Genomic DNA, 14,838 nt, shown 5'->3' with positions numbered 1-14,838 from the left:
AGATAGCATACGAATTCGTACCTGCTTTCCTTCGCAAGTTTCAAAGCAGCTTGCAGCATGTCAGCGATCAACTCGTCATGTTTCATGACAGCCCCCACTCTCGCCGCATGTAGACTTTACCATAAATTACTAAGACTAATCTCCCATAGAACTAGAGGGGTTTTGACGAAGCTGTCATCGAATTGCCATCAAACCTATGGATTGAGGGATATTACCAGAACGCCCCCAAATGCCGATATGCGACGGTCTTCTTGTACTCGACCCTAGTCGACCGCCGCTGAATTTGCGCTAACCAGTCCTGCATCTCTTTCGATCATGACTTTCCCATGTGCCACGGCCTCGGAAGCAAGGGCGATAAGCTGGTCCTTCTCACGGGAGAGGATGCCAAGCACGCGTTCGTACTGTTTGCGCAAGATCTCCATCGCCTCAGCCTCAAGGGCGGGAGGCATTCGTTCTTCATCCAGCTCCTCTGGCGTGGCGAAGAAGAATGGCGTCTCGCCCAAACCATACGATCCAACCAGTCGTCGAGCGATCGCTGTCGCATGTTCGACGTCGCTACCGACTAGACCTCCGGAACCCAGGGATCGATCTCCGAAGACGGCCGCCTCGGCAGCCATTCCAGCGAGGGACATCGCAATTCGATTTAGAAGAACGGTTTCGGTTGGCAGGTTATCATCGAACAGATCATACGAGGTCCGGCCCCGCAGATATGAACCCGGTGAAATGTCGAAACTATCCTTTATCTCGATCGTCGCGGAGCGCGCGCAATTAAGCGTTAGTGCGATTAAGGCGTGGCCCGCTTCGTGGACGCCCAGCCTGAACTGCTCTTCGGGAGCGTAGCTCTTCCTCTCCGGCATCACAGCGCGCAAGTCGCTCAACTGGAGTTCCCGCTCCTCATTCCTTGCTAGCCGACGGGCCGATCGAACGAGTTCCTCAAGTGCCGCCGCAGACTTCCCTTCGAGATCGTCGGCAAGCTCGGTCAAGGATTCGAACAGTAGAGCCCCGCCAGTATAGTAGCGCAAGATTTCCGCCCGAGTCGTAGCGTCTGGCAGACCCAACTTGAAGTGTTTCTCGATGCGGCCGGCCCGCATGATAGCGGGATCGATCCATTCCGGATAATTCGTGGCACCGATGACAATCACGCCCTCTCCTGGGGCATTCATCAGGCTGAGGAACTCATTGATGACTATTTGCCAGTACGTCTCGTTGGGGCGCCCCGTCGGTCGGCTCGGGCGCGATCCGATGCCATCGAATTCGTCGATGAACAAGATTGCTCCACCAGTTGCCTTGGCCTCGTCGAAACTGCGTCTCATCGCTGCAAGCATGTCGTTGAGGTAACCTCCCGTTTGCCACACACCGACCGTGGTCTGGACCAAGCGGAAGCCAAGCGCCGTGGAAAGGGCGGATGCGAGATACGTCTTTCCCACACCCGGCGGACCGGATACGAGCGCACTCTGCCCGATATCCTTCCAACCCAACTTCCCTTGTCGCCAAAGACCGATGTCTTTGACCAATCCCTGGGCCCAAACCTTTTGCTCTTCGAAGCCTGGCAAATCGAATAGACTCGGCCCTTCTTCGTCCAAGTGCTCAAGCTCAAGCAGCGCTCGTGTATCATCAGCGCACCATTGCGGCTTCATCACCCCAGCAAGCATTGTGGTCTCCGGCTTGCCTACAAGGACACTCACCTGCTCGTTACTTAATCTCGGTAAGCCAAGGATGCGTCGGGTAGCGTGGACATCATCCGCGGACGGCGGGCTTAAAGATAAGATCCGCTCTGCGGCGAAACGCACTTCGTTGGCGACCTCGTTTATGTGGGTTGCCAAAAGGATACGCAGACCTCGCAGTTCAAAAATCGAAGGCTCGTGTTCAATGGTTCTCTTCCGGTTGGTTGTGTTGGCCAGTCGCACGGCTTCGCGATGCAGTCCCCATTCGTCTCCATCGACATTCAAGAGCACGTGCCACGCCTTCTTATATGAGAGCGGGCGAAAGTCGGGCGGGACAGTTGCGATGATAAATCCATCGGCTGGACGAAAGTTGACACCATCCTTTTTAATGATGCGCCGAAGTGCGAAGTACGCGAGTAGTCCACTCGGATCCTTCTTCAGATCTCGGAAGCGTTCACGAAGCTGATCGCGCTGCATGTCAGTGCCCCCGCTTTGGTCGCGGCGCACCAAGGCGGTACCAGCGGCTGAGGGTCCGGGCGAGACCGATATCAGGGTTCATGTAGATTAGTTGGCTGGTAACGACCTCGTTTCCGTCTGGGAGCAATGGGTGGCCTGTGACGATTCCTTTCATCGCATGGCACCAGCCGAGGACCAGCCTATGGTCTTCCAGAAGCGGCGCCTTAGCCAGAATTTCCGCAGTGTCCAGCGTTCCCGCTTGCAGGTCCTCCAGATCATGGAGCACACGCCGCATGATTCTCGGATCATCGAAGACGAATGTCATATGCTCAATCCTTCGCTATTGCCCTTTATAAGGGTCGTAGCGCAGGACGCCTTAGGCGTCCAGTGGACGCCTAAGGCGTCCACCAATTTTGTGAATTTCGTGTTGGGACATTTCTCCCTTGAGTCCTTGGAGTGGCGGTGATTGATGTCGCACAGGCAATGGTATTTGATGATGATAGCCCCACCCAGAACCTTAAGAGCCGCCAGAGAACTACTCGGTATGAAACAGGCCGAGGTGGCGGACGCTGCAGGCCTATCGAGAAGTACAATACAGCGACTTGAGACAGGCCGGCGCGACTGGCCGAATGGCTATGTGCTGCTACAGCGCTACTATGAGCAAAGAGGAATCCTGTTCGTTCAGCCTAAAGGTGGAAACGGATGGGGTGTCTTCGATAATTCGGAAACTGCATCCATCGAAAAGCCCAAGGGTTGACAATTCGTTTGGCGCCTAGGGCTATCAATTGCGGCAATGTACGCTTCTGGCAACCATTCCGACTGTCGACCTGTAATTGCTATCCAAGACGGCGCGCTGCGCTACGCATGGCTTCGCGCGCCTCAAGTCGTGCCTCGGGTCAGGTGAGAAGGCGAAACTTTAAGTGTGGCAACGTGTTAGTTCACGATGTCCGCGCCAGATCATGTGATGAAATGTGTACCGGCTCAAATTCTGCTTTCCTGACTTGCGTCGTTAGACCGCACAGTCGGCCGTATCCGCAGATCTCAGCATTAGGGCAACCTCCCGCCTCAGAGATCTAGGATATCGCTGAATACCCTGGGAAAATCCGGCTTTAGAACCGACCAGAATAATCCGATCAGTGGCCCGAGTCACAGCGGTGTAGATCATGGCGCGATCCATATTGGCGGTCGGTAAAACGGGCAGAACGACGTTCTTGAACTGACTGCCCTGCGCCTTGTGAACACTGATGCAGTACGCAAGGCTGAGTTTCTGAATCTCGCTTGGTCCGACCCGGTGGCATTTCCCATCGAACATCGTTACTACGCTGTCGCCATCGAACGCGGCAACGGTTCCCATCGATCCATTCCAGAGATGGCGGTCATAGTCGTTGACGGTCCATATGCACGGGTCACCTTCGGCGAACCCATGCATCGAATTGAGTCCAGCCCGCTTTCGGAGATCATGGAAGTACGCATTGATGGTGTCGATGCCTGCAGTTCCGGCATATACCGAAGCAACAATCTGCACCTCCTCGTGGCGGAGGTCTTGGACAATATCCTCGATAGATCCGATGATACCAGCCTCGGAACATTCCATGAAGCTGCAGCCGAGGCTTCCATTCTGGTACGCGAGAAGCTCCGGAACATGGCCATTGCGAATGCTTAGCGACACTTGGGGAATGCCGGAAGCTTTCGAGGCTCTGAAGATCTGGGTGAGGACCGCTTTCGCAATCCGCTCATCGAGGACAAGGCTATGAAGAGTGAGCCCGAACCCGATCGGTGGTAGCTGCGCCGTGTCGCCAACCAGAAGGCAACGGGCCTCTGTTGGAAGATAGAACAGGATGCGATATAGCGTCGGTAAGTCGAGCATCGAGGCTTCGTCGACAACAACGAGTGTGTGCCTCCCAAGTTCGATGCGACCGTCACTTAGCCCCTTCAGCCACGACGCGACAGTCTGAGCGGGCTGCTGCGTGGCTTCGGCGATCCGCCCGGCGGCACGACCGGCGATGGCCAATTGGTAGACGTTCATACCGAAGTGCTTGGCAGCCGCATTGATGGCTCGAAGTGTGGTGGTCTTGCCGACGCCAGCACCGCCAATGAGCAGCGAGAAAGGGTTCTGCATGACCATCTCGACAGCCTTTTGCTGCTCGACCGTCAGGGATGCGGACGGACCTAACCCCGCGAGGAAGCTGGCGACATCCTCCGTGCGAATGCCATCAAGGAACAGGTCGCGGTCGGATAACTTTCGGAGATGCCCACGGATACGGGCTTCGATAAACCGCTCCATGTAGGCGGCACCAGCAGGCTGAAACCCGCCTTCTATGGGGATTGCTGCGCCGTCGGCGACCGCCAGTTCGACCGCGGCGGAGGCGTGCTCTACCGCGGTTCCGAGACGCTTCGCCACTAGGCCCCTCATAAGAGATCCGTCGCACCAGGTATGCTTCCGGTCGAGACGGTCGTAGAGAACGCTTTCGACAGCAGCGACAAGCCTCCGGGGATCGTCATTGCGGATGCCGAGAGCGGTCGCGACCCGGTCGACCTGGGGCCACGTGCATACGGTCAGTAGACGATACGGATTGTCTCTCATCTTCTGGACGGCCTCAATGCCCCAGAAGTCGATTGCCTTTCGGGATATGCCGATCTCGATCCCATGCTCGTCAAAGAATACGACGCAGTCGGCGAGCGCCTGTTGGTTCCGCCAAGCCTCAATGACAATCGCTGCCTGATTGCGGTCGAGCAACTCCGAGAGGCGGTCGATGTCGCCATCGCCGAGAATGGCGTAGAGATTTTGTCCGAAACGCTCCCAGAGGCGTACAGCCGTCGCTTTGCCCACACCAACGAACTCCGGTCGCGTCGCAAGGAATTCGACGATGTAGCGGCCACTCGGGACTTCAATCATGCGATCACCCGCCTACCCGTTAGCGTCGCATGCTCGTATCTTGCGAGCCTTCGCCGCAGTTCATAGTTCTCGCCCCTCAGCGCTGCGAGCTGCTGTTCAAGCATGGTGATACGCGCTTTGTCGGCTCTGTCCCGGCGCGGTGGCTCGGGTGTGACCGGACCTTCCAGACCCAGCATGGCGACGGCATCATCCAGCCGCTGCTCGAAGCGCTTGTTCTGGGTGAACGTCTCTCGATTGAAGCCACAGGCGGTAGCAACAGCCGTCTTGTTGACCTTGCCGCCCCGGCTAGGGAGTTTCAGGCCAGCAGCACGCATTTTCTCGATGTAGGCCTGAAGCCGGAGGAAGTTTTCCTCGCTTATCTGCTGGAAGGAATTGACGCTCATCGCTACTTCGTGCTCCGGTCCCGGTCCACTTCCGGCAGATGTCTGTTCAGATCAAGCTCTGAGATTCCGCGGCTCCGCGCATTATACAGCCAGGTGGCGAACTTCTCATCGTAGCGACCTCGCTCCGCCTCCATAACGGCGATCTTCGCTCGCAGACTGTCGATGGTGCTTTGCATGAGTTCAATCTCAGGCGACTTGGAGGATGTCGGCTTGACCAGCCGAATCCGGTTCTTCGCCTGCTGGTATGCGGTCTGGATGTTTTCCTGCTTCGCCAACCCCTGCCGCGTGAATGGGCGGCGCAGAATCGCCTCTACACGTTTCAGCAACAGCTCCCAGCTCAGCTTTCCGCGCCAGGATGTCAGAAGCTCGACTATCCGATCGATTTCATCCCTCGTGAGGCGCGCCTTGGCCACCGATCAGTCCTTCCACATGTCGGCGAGAAGCTCGTCCGCCTCATCGTTATCTGCATGACCGGTCGCAGGACCGCCGCCACGCTCATCCCTGTCGCGGACGGCCATCGCCACCTCGCTGTCGCGGGATGCGCCCCGAAGGTTGACCACAGTGCCATCGGGTACCGACGGATCGTCATGGATCGCGATCATTTCCCGCATCTTTGCGATGCTGGCAGTGTGGGATAGGACCCATTTATCGGCGCCGAAGTAGTCGGACCCCATGGCCCAGAGCGCATCGTCGAGCTGCTTCTGGGTGAGGGTAAGGCGCTTTTCTATATTGTCGCGATGCTTCGTGTCACCCTTGATGAAGACATTCTCGGAACAGTCTAGGCAGGCCGCGTGGGTCTGGCACGGAAGCAGCGAGTAGTCGTGGAGGCAGATCCCGAGTTCTGTCGTCAGGGCGGCGCCAATCTGGGCGTCTACGAACTCCTCTCGGTCTACGGGGCGGTTGATGCCGACCATTCTGCCCGCCTCGAACATGGGGCCGATCCCGGTCCCGTCGTCAAACGCGGCCCTGATCTGGCTCAGTGTCTCTTCCGGCGTGACATGGTCGTAAGCCCTGTTCTGCTGGATCTCGCGTCCACTCCACATGGCGATATCGACTTCGCTCATACCCTTGAGTTGGGCGACCGTGTTTAGCCAGTGACGGAAGTTGTGACTGCCAAGTTCAATACGAGTACCATCGGCCTCCGCGAAGTCCCATTCCTCAAAGACGCTCAGTTTCCTTCCATTGTTGCTGCCCGCAAGCCAGTTATGGTACGACTGGATAGTCACCTGCTCGACTAGGGTGCAATAGGCGCTTCTTCGGCCGTGGGCCTGATTTACAAACAGCACGGCTAAGGTCTGCGAATAGGTCTGGTCATCTTCCCCATTGAACTTTGGAAAGCGCTTAGGAAGATCCTGGAGGAGCCGATCGGTCAATGACGAGAGGCGCACCTCTTTCACGCTGTTGCGCGGCCCCTCGCAGCGACATTCGACACCATTCTGGCGAATCCACCTTGCGGCAGCCCGTACATCCTGACCGCAAAGTAATGAGGGAAGGTGTTCAATGGGTATCCAGTCGCTGTCGCGAAAGCGCTCCAGATGCTCGGGCAGGTACAATTGACCGCGATTGGCTTCGTACCAAGCTGCAAGGGCGCGTGCCGGGGCACACATCTCGCGGATCCGGGCCACGGCATCCCGCACAAGCGACGCCATCCCGGTGGGCACCCATTTGACCTGCGGTGGATTTCCTTTTCCGGGAAACACCCGAATCCCGTACCCGTCCACCGTCTGTCCGGTTTCGGGATCATTTACTGTCCCGTAGACCTCGCAATCGTTGCGAAGCTGCAGCACCTCATGGATCCGGATAGGAATCGCCACCAATATGGCTGATATCGCGGAGTAGAGACGGTCCACAAAAGTCTTAGAATGCCGGTAAATAAAGGCCAGCGCATGAAAGGCCCGCGGGCTAGGGAGTTTTTTGTCACGCCACTTTCTTGCTTCCTTACCAATCTCCTCTGTCTTATCCTTAGGTTTTCTGACCCCGTGCTTCCACTGGAATGGCGCGAAAAGGAAGCTTCGGTCGAGGCAGAAGCGGTGAATCTGCTGGATGCCGCTCGCGAGCTGATAGTGACGCCCTGCACCAATGCCTCCCTTGGCCATAGAAACAGCCGTGTTTAGAACCGTGACGTTCAGGTTTTCAATCAGCGGCTGGAGGTTCAGTGACCGGAAACTGGCCTCGATAAGCCGCAAAGCGCCGAGCCGCTTGGTTGTGGCCTCAAACGTGACAGGAGACGCCGAATGGAGGTACCGGATGTAGGCCTTGGCAAACTCCTTGAACGTAGCAGCGAGCGGAGCTCCCCCGATTAGTTCGTGGCTAGGGGTCAGAGTGGTATCCCGATTGTAGAACGCAAAAATTCGGTTATCCCGGTTCTGTCCCTTTGTGATAAAGGAATCGCCAACTGGCCAAGCGTCTAATTCCCATTGTTCATTCGATATCAGAGCCTCGACTTTACGAGCCATGGCAACGAACTCGGCGACACGGTCGGAAGGGTATACCGTCTTGCTGCTGCTAAACTTGAGAACAGTGCCGCTCATGCCAGCACTCCTTAAGTCGCTCTCTCTGCGGAACAGAGCTGGATCACTTCCGCCGCTGCCAAAATCGAGCGATCCCTGATGGTGAATATCTTGGGGGATATTGCATCATCCTCTTGGCGCTTGCGATCGGCGATCATCGCGGCCATGAACGCCTCGTGAGGCCCGTCGATCCATGGCTGAAAGTGACGGCAAGTGTAGCATGCGTACGGCGCAGCCAAACCGCAGAAGCTCATCTGCCCGCATGTCCCAAGGGGATCGGTGATATTGTCAACTAGCGTCCTGTCGTAAATGCGGCTAGTCCGATCGCCGCCGCGCCGAGCTTCCTCCTCAGACTCGACGACGACACCAGCAAAAGCCTGAGCGATAGGCGCCAGTTCCATCGCGAGATGGCGGTCGAGACGCAGAACCATTGCAGGACTGGCCTCGAAGTAGACTTCAACATTCTGCGTGTCCGAATGATCGAGAAGCTCGGCCACGCTCCATTTGTCCTTCCCGTCATCGACCGCACGCTGGGCGAGCGTTATTCTGAATCGCCTGGAATTTCCCTTAAGGCCGCTGATGCGTTCGATTGTGTAGTCTATCGAACTTCCGATACTGGACGAGGTGCGATGATAGGCGAGCCCCGACAACCGCCCCTTTTTTCGTCCGATAAACAACGGCGCTTCGCCCAGCTCGAGATGCAGCATTTCGCGCTTTAGCGCATTGTTTTCAATCACCCGCTCTAGTAGTGCGCCAATCTGCTTGCTGCAATATCGCGCCTTGAGGACGTCACGGTGACCACTTCCTGTTTGCTTCGCTCGAGGTATTCGAAGCGCATAGGCCTTCCCTTCACTGGTCTCCGATACCAGAAGGTCCTTTTCCTTCATTGCCGCGATCTGGATGGGGCGACATCCGAAGGCAAGAAACAGCCAGACAAGCGCGAAGTTGTAGGGGTTGATCTCACCATGTGCGTATGCCTCGTTAAGCGCCGACTGAATGGTCAGAAGTTCGGGATCGCTAAATGCTCCCTTCCTCGGATCCCTTGTGCGGATCGAAGTCCCCTTGATATTGCCTCGTATAGTAGCGCTAGCGAGATATTCCAGAACTTCGTCCGAGGCGATGCCAAAACCAAGCCTGCTCATGTCGGTAAGAGCAATACGCAGGACACCTAACTTCCATTCTGTCGTATCGTTGAGCATCGTCTTGTATGAGAGAATATGGGAAAGCTCGATACGCTCGAGGGGCGAGTTCAGCATCGAAAGCACAGAGCGGTAAAACCACAGGAAATTAGAAAAAAGGTTGTCCCCATACGAGAATGACTTCTCTCCAAATTGTATGATCAAAAGCCATTTGAGCCGCTGTATAATCCCGGGAGAAAGACGGTCGAGCTCATCGAACCTCAAGATCCTTGTGTGCGAGAGACCTCCAAGTGGCCAGTGATCATGGCGCGGGTCGAACACCATTCCATCGCGGGTGGTCACACCGTCGGGAAGCGGGGGCAAATCTCCCAAACCCGTATCACCATCAATCGGTCTCATGAGTTATCCCCGTCGTCGGCCATCCTGATATCCAAACCTTCCTGTATCTTAGCGAGGAACTCGTTGGACCTGCGCCGAGTGGTGCGGCGCAGGTAGTGCTGTGCTGTCGAAGCGCCTCTCCATCCCATGAGCCGCGTCCTCCACTTGGTCTCATTTTCCTGCGATATGTTTCCCATGCGGTCGATCTGTTCCGAGAATGCGTCGTTCCAAGAGTGCCGGAGCAGATGCGGCCCAAGTTCCTCGGGCAGACCGGGAACACGCTTGCGTATTGCCTGGAAAATCTTGTTGATGTTCGACAACGACATTGGTCTGCCGTCTGGGATGGTGACAATGAGGAAGGGATTCCGCTTAGCTAACGGCAATTTGGATCGATACTCGACAACCCATTCGTGAACTAGTTCCGTCGCGCGACCGCTCAACGGCAGTAAACGCGCCGCAGTCTTGACGGCGGGTTTTTCGCGGCGGTCATCATGTATGTCATCTGGCCGCCGGTGAATTGTGACGGTGCCCTTCGCGCCCGTGAGCGCCATATCTTCTATGTAAAGAGCAAGAAGCTCGCCGCGCCGTATGCCAAGCTCGATCAGCAGCCTGACAATGAGATAGTTCCTGAAACGGACATTGGCCTGGAAAGGGTTTTCTGGATGATCAGGCTCAAGGACTTCCAGCAGCCTCTTGATCACCTGTGCTTCAAGCCCCTCTCGATGTCCGACATCGTCGCGGTTGGGCGCCGGGATCGCTCCGATGTACTCGCCAATCCGGTCAAGGCATTCCCGGCGCACCTTGTCGTATATCAACCAGCGCTTGGGCCACTGCTGGAGCTGGGACAGGTGATCGGCACTGGTGAACTCTATGAACGACCGGATATCGTAAAGTCGCTTCCGCTTCTCGCCGGACTTAACTGTCCCCTCTCTCGGCGGCTTCCCCCGGTTTACCAGAGTGACAACGTTCGAGCGACGTTGCTCAAATTCGGGAAGTATATCCGCAAGGTATCGGCCACAGAATGCAACCAGATCGATGATTTCATTCAGGGAAAGGAATACTCCCCCCTGAGGCGATCGTCGACATCAATCTCCCGGAGGTCAGCCCAAAGATAGAGGTGAATCAACGAGCGGAGCTCGTTGAAAAGGGTATTCGGTTGAATTCCAAGCGCCCTGCGGTGGGCGGTGATCCAAAATGTGGGGGCCTCAAGCGGAAGGCCGCTGGTCGTCGAAATAATGAACGGCACCCGCTCCCCAGATGAAAAGCGACGCCATCGAACGACATAAGGATTTTTTCTCAAGTAATGACATCCCGGCTATTCAGAATAGCAGGACCATCACCTACGAATCAAATCAATGCAATAGACAACATATATATTTCTTATGAACACTGTTCAAGTTATTTTTTGAACAGTGTTCATTTTTTTCAGACCTATATTTAGAGACGCAGAGGTAGTTTACAGTTTTCAGCATTCCTTTAACAGTCAACGCCTACAACGCTTCCCAAATCTGTAAACTTTCCAGATTCCCTTTCTGTCTCAAAACGATAGGTGAGCCAGTTTACAAAAGTAGAGACGCTCTCTGCTAGAACGGGATGTCGTCGTCGAGATCGCGGGAGAAGCCGCCGGAAGGGGCGCTGCCGCCTCGGCTTGCGCCACCGGAGGCGCCGCCACGCGAAGGTGCAGGCGAACCGTAGCCGCCGTCGTAGCCACCGCCGCCGCCGCCGTAATCGGCACCGCCAAAGTCATTGCCGCCACGCGAGGCGCCGCCGCCATCACCGCGACCGCCAAGCATGGTCAGGTTGCCGCTGAAGCCCTGCAGCACGACTTCCGTCGAGTAACGGTCCGCGCCGCTCTGGTCCTGCCACTTGCGGGTCTGCAGCTGGCCCTCGATGTAAACGGTCGAGCCCTTCTTCAGATACTGTTCGGCAACCTTGCAGAGGCCTTCATTGAAGATCACGACCGAATGCCATTCGGTCTTTTCCTTGCGTTCGCCGCTGTTCTTGTCGCGCCAGGTTTCCGAGGTCGCGATGCGCAGGTTGGCGATCGGCCGGCCGTCCTGGGTCCGGCGAATTTCGGGATCGGCACCGAGATTGCCGATCAGAATGACCTTGTTGACGCTACCAGCCATGACACTCACCTTACTGCCGCGCCGCCGCGGCGTTCAAAATCCAATCAAATGCCACCTTATCCCATCCGTTCCCGCGAGTGGGAGAACAGGCGGCTAAATCCACAGCGAAAATGTTCTTTATTTGTTCTAGTATTTCCCTATGATCCTGTCAACAGAATCGAAATTCCACAGCCGTTGCGCCTTGTGCCTCGACTCAAGGGCGCCGTTGCCTACATAAGGACAGTTCTCCCAAGGACCGTCCCCTTCCCTTTGCCGATCAGAGCCTGACATGAGCGAACTCAAGACCATTTCCATCCGTGGCGCGCGCGAGCACAATCTGAAGGGCATCGACCTCGATCTGCCGCGCAACAGCCTGATCGTGATGACCGGGCTGTCCGGCTCCGGCAAGTCGTCGCTCGCCTTCGACACGATCTATGCTGAGGGGCAGCGCCGCTACGTCGAGAGCCTCTCGGCCTATGCCCGCCAGTTCCTCGAGATGATGCAGAAGCCAGACGTCGACCAGATCGAGGGTCTGTCGCCGGCGATCTCGATCGAACAGAAGACGACCTCGCGCAACCCGCGCTCGACGGTCGGCACGGTCACCGAGATCTACGACTACATGCGCCTGCTGTTTGCGCGTGTCGGCGTGCCTTATTCGCCAGCAACTGGCCTTCCGATCGAGAGCCAGACGGTCAGCCAGATGGTCGACCGGATACTCGCTTACGAGGAAGGCACCCGTCTATACATCCTCGCGCCGATGATCCGCGGCCGCAAGGGCGAGTACAAGAAGGAACTCGCCGAGCTGATGAAGAAGGGCTTCCAGCGCGTCAAGATCGACGGACAGTTCTACGAAATCGCCGAGGCCCCGACGCTCGACAAGAAATACAAGCACGATATCGATGTGGTCGTAGACCGCGTGGTTGTACGGCCTGACATCGCGAGCCGCCTGGCTGACAGTCTGGAGACCTGCCTTCGGCTGGCCGACGGCCTGGCGGTCGCGGAATTTGCAGACAAGCCGCTGCCGCCAGAGGAAACATCTGCCGGCGGTTCGGCCAACAAGTCGCTGAACGAAACGCATGAACGCGTATTGTTCTCGGAGAAATTCGCCTGCCCCGTCTCCGGCTTCACCATTCCGGAAATCGAGCCGCGCCTCTTCTCCTTCAACAATCCCTTCGGCGCCTGCCCGACCTGCGATGGCCTTGGTTCGCAGCAGAAGATCGATGAAGCGCTGATCGTTCCGGAAGTGCATCGCAAGCTGAATGACGGGGCGATTGCGCCCTGGGCCAAATCCAGCTCGCCTTATTACAACCAGACGCTGGAAGCGCTGGGCAAGGCCTTCGGCTTCAAGCTGACATCAAAGTGGTCGGACCTCTCGGAGGCGGCGCAGAAGGCCATTCTGCACGGCACCGAGGAGAAGATCGACTTCCACTATGCCGATGGTGCGCGCTCCTACACCACGACCAAGACCTTCGAGGGCATCGTGCCGAACCTTGAGCGGCGCTGGAAAGAGACCGACAGTGCCTGGGCGCGCGAGGAGATCGAGCGCTTCATGTCGGCCGCCCCCTGCCCGGCCTGCAATGGTTTCCGCCTGAAGCCGGAGGCACTCGCTGTCAAGATCAATGGCTTGCATATCGGCCAGGTGACGAACATGGCGATCCGCAATGCCGGCTCCTGGTTCGAGGAGCTGCCGGCGAAGCTGACCGATAAGCAGAACGAAATCGCCGTGCGCGTGCTCAAGGAAATCCGCGAGCGACTGCGCTTCCTCAACGATGTCGGCCTCGACTATCTCTCCATGTCGCGAAATTCCGGCACACTGTCTGGCGGCGAAAGCCAGCGCATTCGTCTGGCATCGCAGATCGGCTCCGGCTTGACGGGTGTGCTCTATGTGCTGGACGAGCCGTCGATCGGCCTGCACCAGCGCGACAACGCGCGGCTCCTCGACACGCTGAAACACCTGCGCGACATCGGCAACACCGTGATCGTCGTCGAGCATGACGAGGATGCGATCCTGACCGCCGATTACGTCGTCGATATCGGCCCGGCGGCTGGCATCCATGGCGGCCAGGTGATCGCGCAGGGCTCGCCGCAGGACGTGATGGCCAATCCGAAATCCCTGACGGGCAAGTACCTGACCGGCGAGATGGGTGTGAGTGTCCCAGCCCAACGGCGCAAGCCGAAAAAGGGCCAGCAGATCAAGGTCGTCGGCGCCAAGGGCAACAATCTGAAGAACGTCACCGCCTCGATCCCGCTCGGCGTGTTCACGGCAGTCACCGGCGTGTCGGGTGGCGGCAAGTCGACCTTCCTGATCGAGACGCTCTACAAGGCGGCGGCCCGCCGTGTCATGGGTGCGCGCGAAAATCCTGCAGAGCACGAGCGGATCGACGGGTTCGAATTCATCGACAAGGTGATCGACATCGACCAGTCACCGATCGGGCGCACCCCACGCTCCAATCCGGCGACCTATACCGGTGCCTTTACGCCAATCCGCGACTGGTTCACCGGTCTGCCGGAAGCCAAGGCGCGCGGCTACCAGGCGGGTCGCTTCTCGTTCAACGTCAAGGGCGGCCGCTGCGAAGCGTGTCAGGGCGATGGCGTGATCAAGATCGAGATGCACTTCCTGCCCGACGTCTACGTCACCTGCGACGTTTGCCACGGCAAGCGCTACAACCGCGAGACCCTCGACGTAACCTTCAAGGGCAAGTCGATTGCCGACGTTCTCGACATGACGGTCGAGGAAGGTGTCGAATTCTTCCAGGCGGTGCCGGCGGTGCGCGACAAGCTGCAGGCGCTGTTTGATGTTGGCCTCGGCTATATCAAGGTCGGCCAGCAGGCGAACACGCTGTCGGGTGGCGAGGCGCAGCGCGTCAAGCTCGCCAAGGAACTGTCGAAGCGCTCGACCGGCCGCACGCTCTATATCCTGGACGAGCCAACCACCGGTCTGCATTTCCACGACGTCGCCAAGCTTCTGGAAATGCTGCAGGAACTGGTGAACCAGGGCAATTCTGTCGTCGTGATCGAGCACAATCTCGAGGTCATCAAGACGGCCGACTACATCCTCGATTTCGGCCCCGAAGGTGGCGATGGCGGCGGCCAGATCGTCGCCCAGGGCACGCCGGAAGAGGTGGTAAAGGTTGAAACGTCATATACCGGGCAGTTTCTGAAGGAGCTTTTGCAGCGGCGGCCGGTGAAGAAGGTGCAGGCGGCGGAGTGATCCGCCCGCGCTTTCGAACGCTGGGGCGTCTCGGCTACTAAGCTGGTATTTCTTTGTTTAGCCAGTTGCCTAAATTTCTTTCGCAAGAGAGGT

The 14,838-nt window shown here is 57.4% G+C and carries 11 protein-coding genes; 2 read left to right on the top strand and 9 right to left on the bottom strand.

What is annotated here, in order from left to right:
• Positions 1 to 263: 263 nt before the first annotated feature.
• Both BSY240_RS02990 and BSY240_RS02985 read right to left on the bottom strand, forming a co-directional pair.
• Positions 264 to 2,141, bottom strand: a complete 1,878-nt coding sequence (locus BSY240_RS02990; RefSeq protein WP_069041368.1) for an AAA family ATPase — start codon at positions 2,139 to 2,141, stop codon at positions 264 to 266.
• A 1-nt stretch (position 2,142) separates the two neighbouring features.
• The gene (locus BSY240_RS02985; RefSeq protein ID WP_069041367.1) at positions 2,143 to 2,445 is read right to left on the bottom strand and encodes a DUF6634 family protein; all 303 of its coding nucleotides are present in this window, start codon (positions 2,443 to 2,445) and stop codon (positions 2,143 to 2,145) included.
• A 144-nt stretch (positions 2,446 to 2,589) separates the two neighbouring features.
• Between BSY240_RS02985 and BSY240_RS24575 the strand changes: the two genes are divergently transcribed.
• Positions 2,590 to 2,877, top strand: a complete 288-nt coding sequence (locus tag BSY240_RS24575) for a helix-turn-helix domain-containing protein (RefSeq protein WP_150127385.1) — start codon at positions 2,590 to 2,592, stop codon at positions 2,875 to 2,877.
• A gap of 252 nt (positions 2,878 to 3,129) precedes the next feature.
• On the opposite strand, the gene BSY240_RS02980 is transcribed toward BSY240_RS24575, so the two are convergent.
• From BSY240_RS02980 to BSY240_RS02945, 7 genes are all read right to left on the bottom strand, one after another.
• Positions 3,130 to 5,016, bottom strand: coding sequence for an AAA family ATPase (locus BSY240_RS02980; protein WP_069041366.1), 1,887 nt, complete (start codon positions 5,014 to 5,016; stop codon positions 3,130 to 3,132).
• Positions 5,013 to 5,399, bottom strand: coding sequence for a DUF6262 family protein (locus BSY240_RS02975; RefSeq protein ID WP_069041365.1), 387 nt, complete (start codon positions 5,397 to 5,399; stop codon positions 5,013 to 5,015). Before BSY240_RS02975 ends, BSY240_RS02980 begins: the two co-directional genes overlap by 4 nt.
• A 2-nt stretch (positions 5,400 to 5,401) precedes the next feature.
• Positions 5,402 to 5,812, bottom strand: a complete 411-nt coding sequence (locus tag BSY240_RS02970) for a hypothetical protein (protein ID WP_069041364.1) — start codon at positions 5,810 to 5,812, stop codon at positions 5,402 to 5,404.
• A gap of 3 nt (positions 5,813 to 5,815) precedes the next feature.
• Positions 5,816 to 7,930, bottom strand: a complete 2,115-nt coding sequence (locus tag BSY240_RS02965; protein WP_069041363.1) for a hypothetical protein — start codon at positions 7,928 to 7,930, stop codon at positions 5,816 to 5,818.
• Positions 7,931 to 7,941: 11 nt separating this feature from the next.
• The gene (locus BSY240_RS02960; protein WP_083229542.1) at positions 7,942 to 9,447 is read right to left on the bottom strand and encodes a site-specific integrase; all 1,506 of its coding nucleotides are present in this window, start codon (positions 9,445 to 9,447) and stop codon (positions 7,942 to 7,944) included.
• Positions 9,444 to 10,241: a tyrosine-type recombinase/integrase gene (locus BSY240_RS02955; protein WP_069041362.1), complete on the bottom strand. Its 798-nt coding sequence runs from the start codon at positions 10,239 to 10,241 to the stop codon at positions 9,444 to 9,446. The genes BSY240_RS02960 and BSY240_RS02955 overlap by 4 nt, the downstream gene beginning before the upstream one ends.
• A gap of 768 nt (positions 10,242 to 11,009) precedes the next feature.
• Complete coding sequence (locus tag BSY240_RS02945) at positions 11,010 to 11,555, bottom strand: single-stranded DNA-binding protein (RefSeq protein ID WP_069041360.1); 546 nt, start codon at positions 11,553 to 11,555, stop codon at positions 11,010 to 11,012.
• Positions 11,556 to 11,823: 268 nt separating this feature from the next.
• On the opposite strand from BSY240_RS02945, the gene uvrA reads away from it, so the two are divergent.
• The gene (gene uvrA, locus BSY240_RS02940; RefSeq protein ID WP_069041359.1) at positions 11,824 to 14,745 is read left to right on the top strand and encodes an excinuclease ABC subunit UvrA; all 2,922 of its coding nucleotides are present in this window, start codon (positions 11,824 to 11,826) and stop codon (positions 14,743 to 14,745) included.
• The last annotated feature ends 93 nt before the right edge of the window (positions 14,746 to 14,838 follow it).

The sequence above is a fragment of the Agrobacterium sp. RAC06 genome, assembly GCF_001713475.1.
Classification (GTDB): domain Bacteria; phylum Pseudomonadota; class Alphaproteobacteria; order Rhizobiales; family Rhizobiaceae; genus Allorhizobium.
The sequence above is the reverse complement of the archived record's forward strand: the minus strand, read 5'-3'. Positions and strand labels throughout refer to the sequence as shown.

Bases quoted from the DNA above. Each gene is read 5' to 3' on its own strand.
- BSY240_RS02990 (WP_069041368.1), bottom strand. From the start codon at position 2,141: ATGCAGCGCGATCAGCTTCGTGAACGCTTCCGAGATCTGAAGAAGGAT.
- BSY240_RS02985 (WP_069041367.1), bottom strand. From the start codon at position 2,445: ATGACATTCGTCTTCGATGATCCGAGAATCATGCGGCGTGTGCTCCAT.
- BSY240_RS24575 (WP_150127385.1), top strand. From the start codon at position 2,590: ATGTCGCACAGGCAATGGTATTTGATGATGATAGCCCCACCCAGAACC.
- BSY240_RS02980 (WP_069041366.1), bottom strand. From the start codon at position 5,016: ATGATTGAAGTCCCGAGTGGCCGCTACATCGTCGAATTCCTTGCGACG.
- BSY240_RS02975 (WP_069041365.1), bottom strand. From the start codon at position 5,399: ATGAGCGTCAATTCCTTCCAGCAGATAAGCGAGGAAAACTTCCTCCGG.
- BSY240_RS02965 (WP_069041363.1), bottom strand. From the start codon at position 7,930: ATGAGCGGCACTGTTCTCAAGTTTAGCAGCAGCAAGACGGTATACCCT.
- BSY240_RS02960 (WP_083229542.1), bottom strand. From the start codon at position 9,447: ATGAGACCGATTGATGGTGATACGGGTTTGGGAGATTTGCCCCCGCTT.
- BSY240_RS02945 (WP_069041360.1), bottom strand. From the start codon at position 11,555: ATGGCTGGTAGCGTCAACAAGGTCATTCTGATCGGCAATCTCGGTGCC.
- uvrA (WP_069041359.1), top strand. From the start codon at position 11,824: ATGAGCGAACTCAAGACCATTTCCATCCGTGGCGCGCGCGAGCACAAT.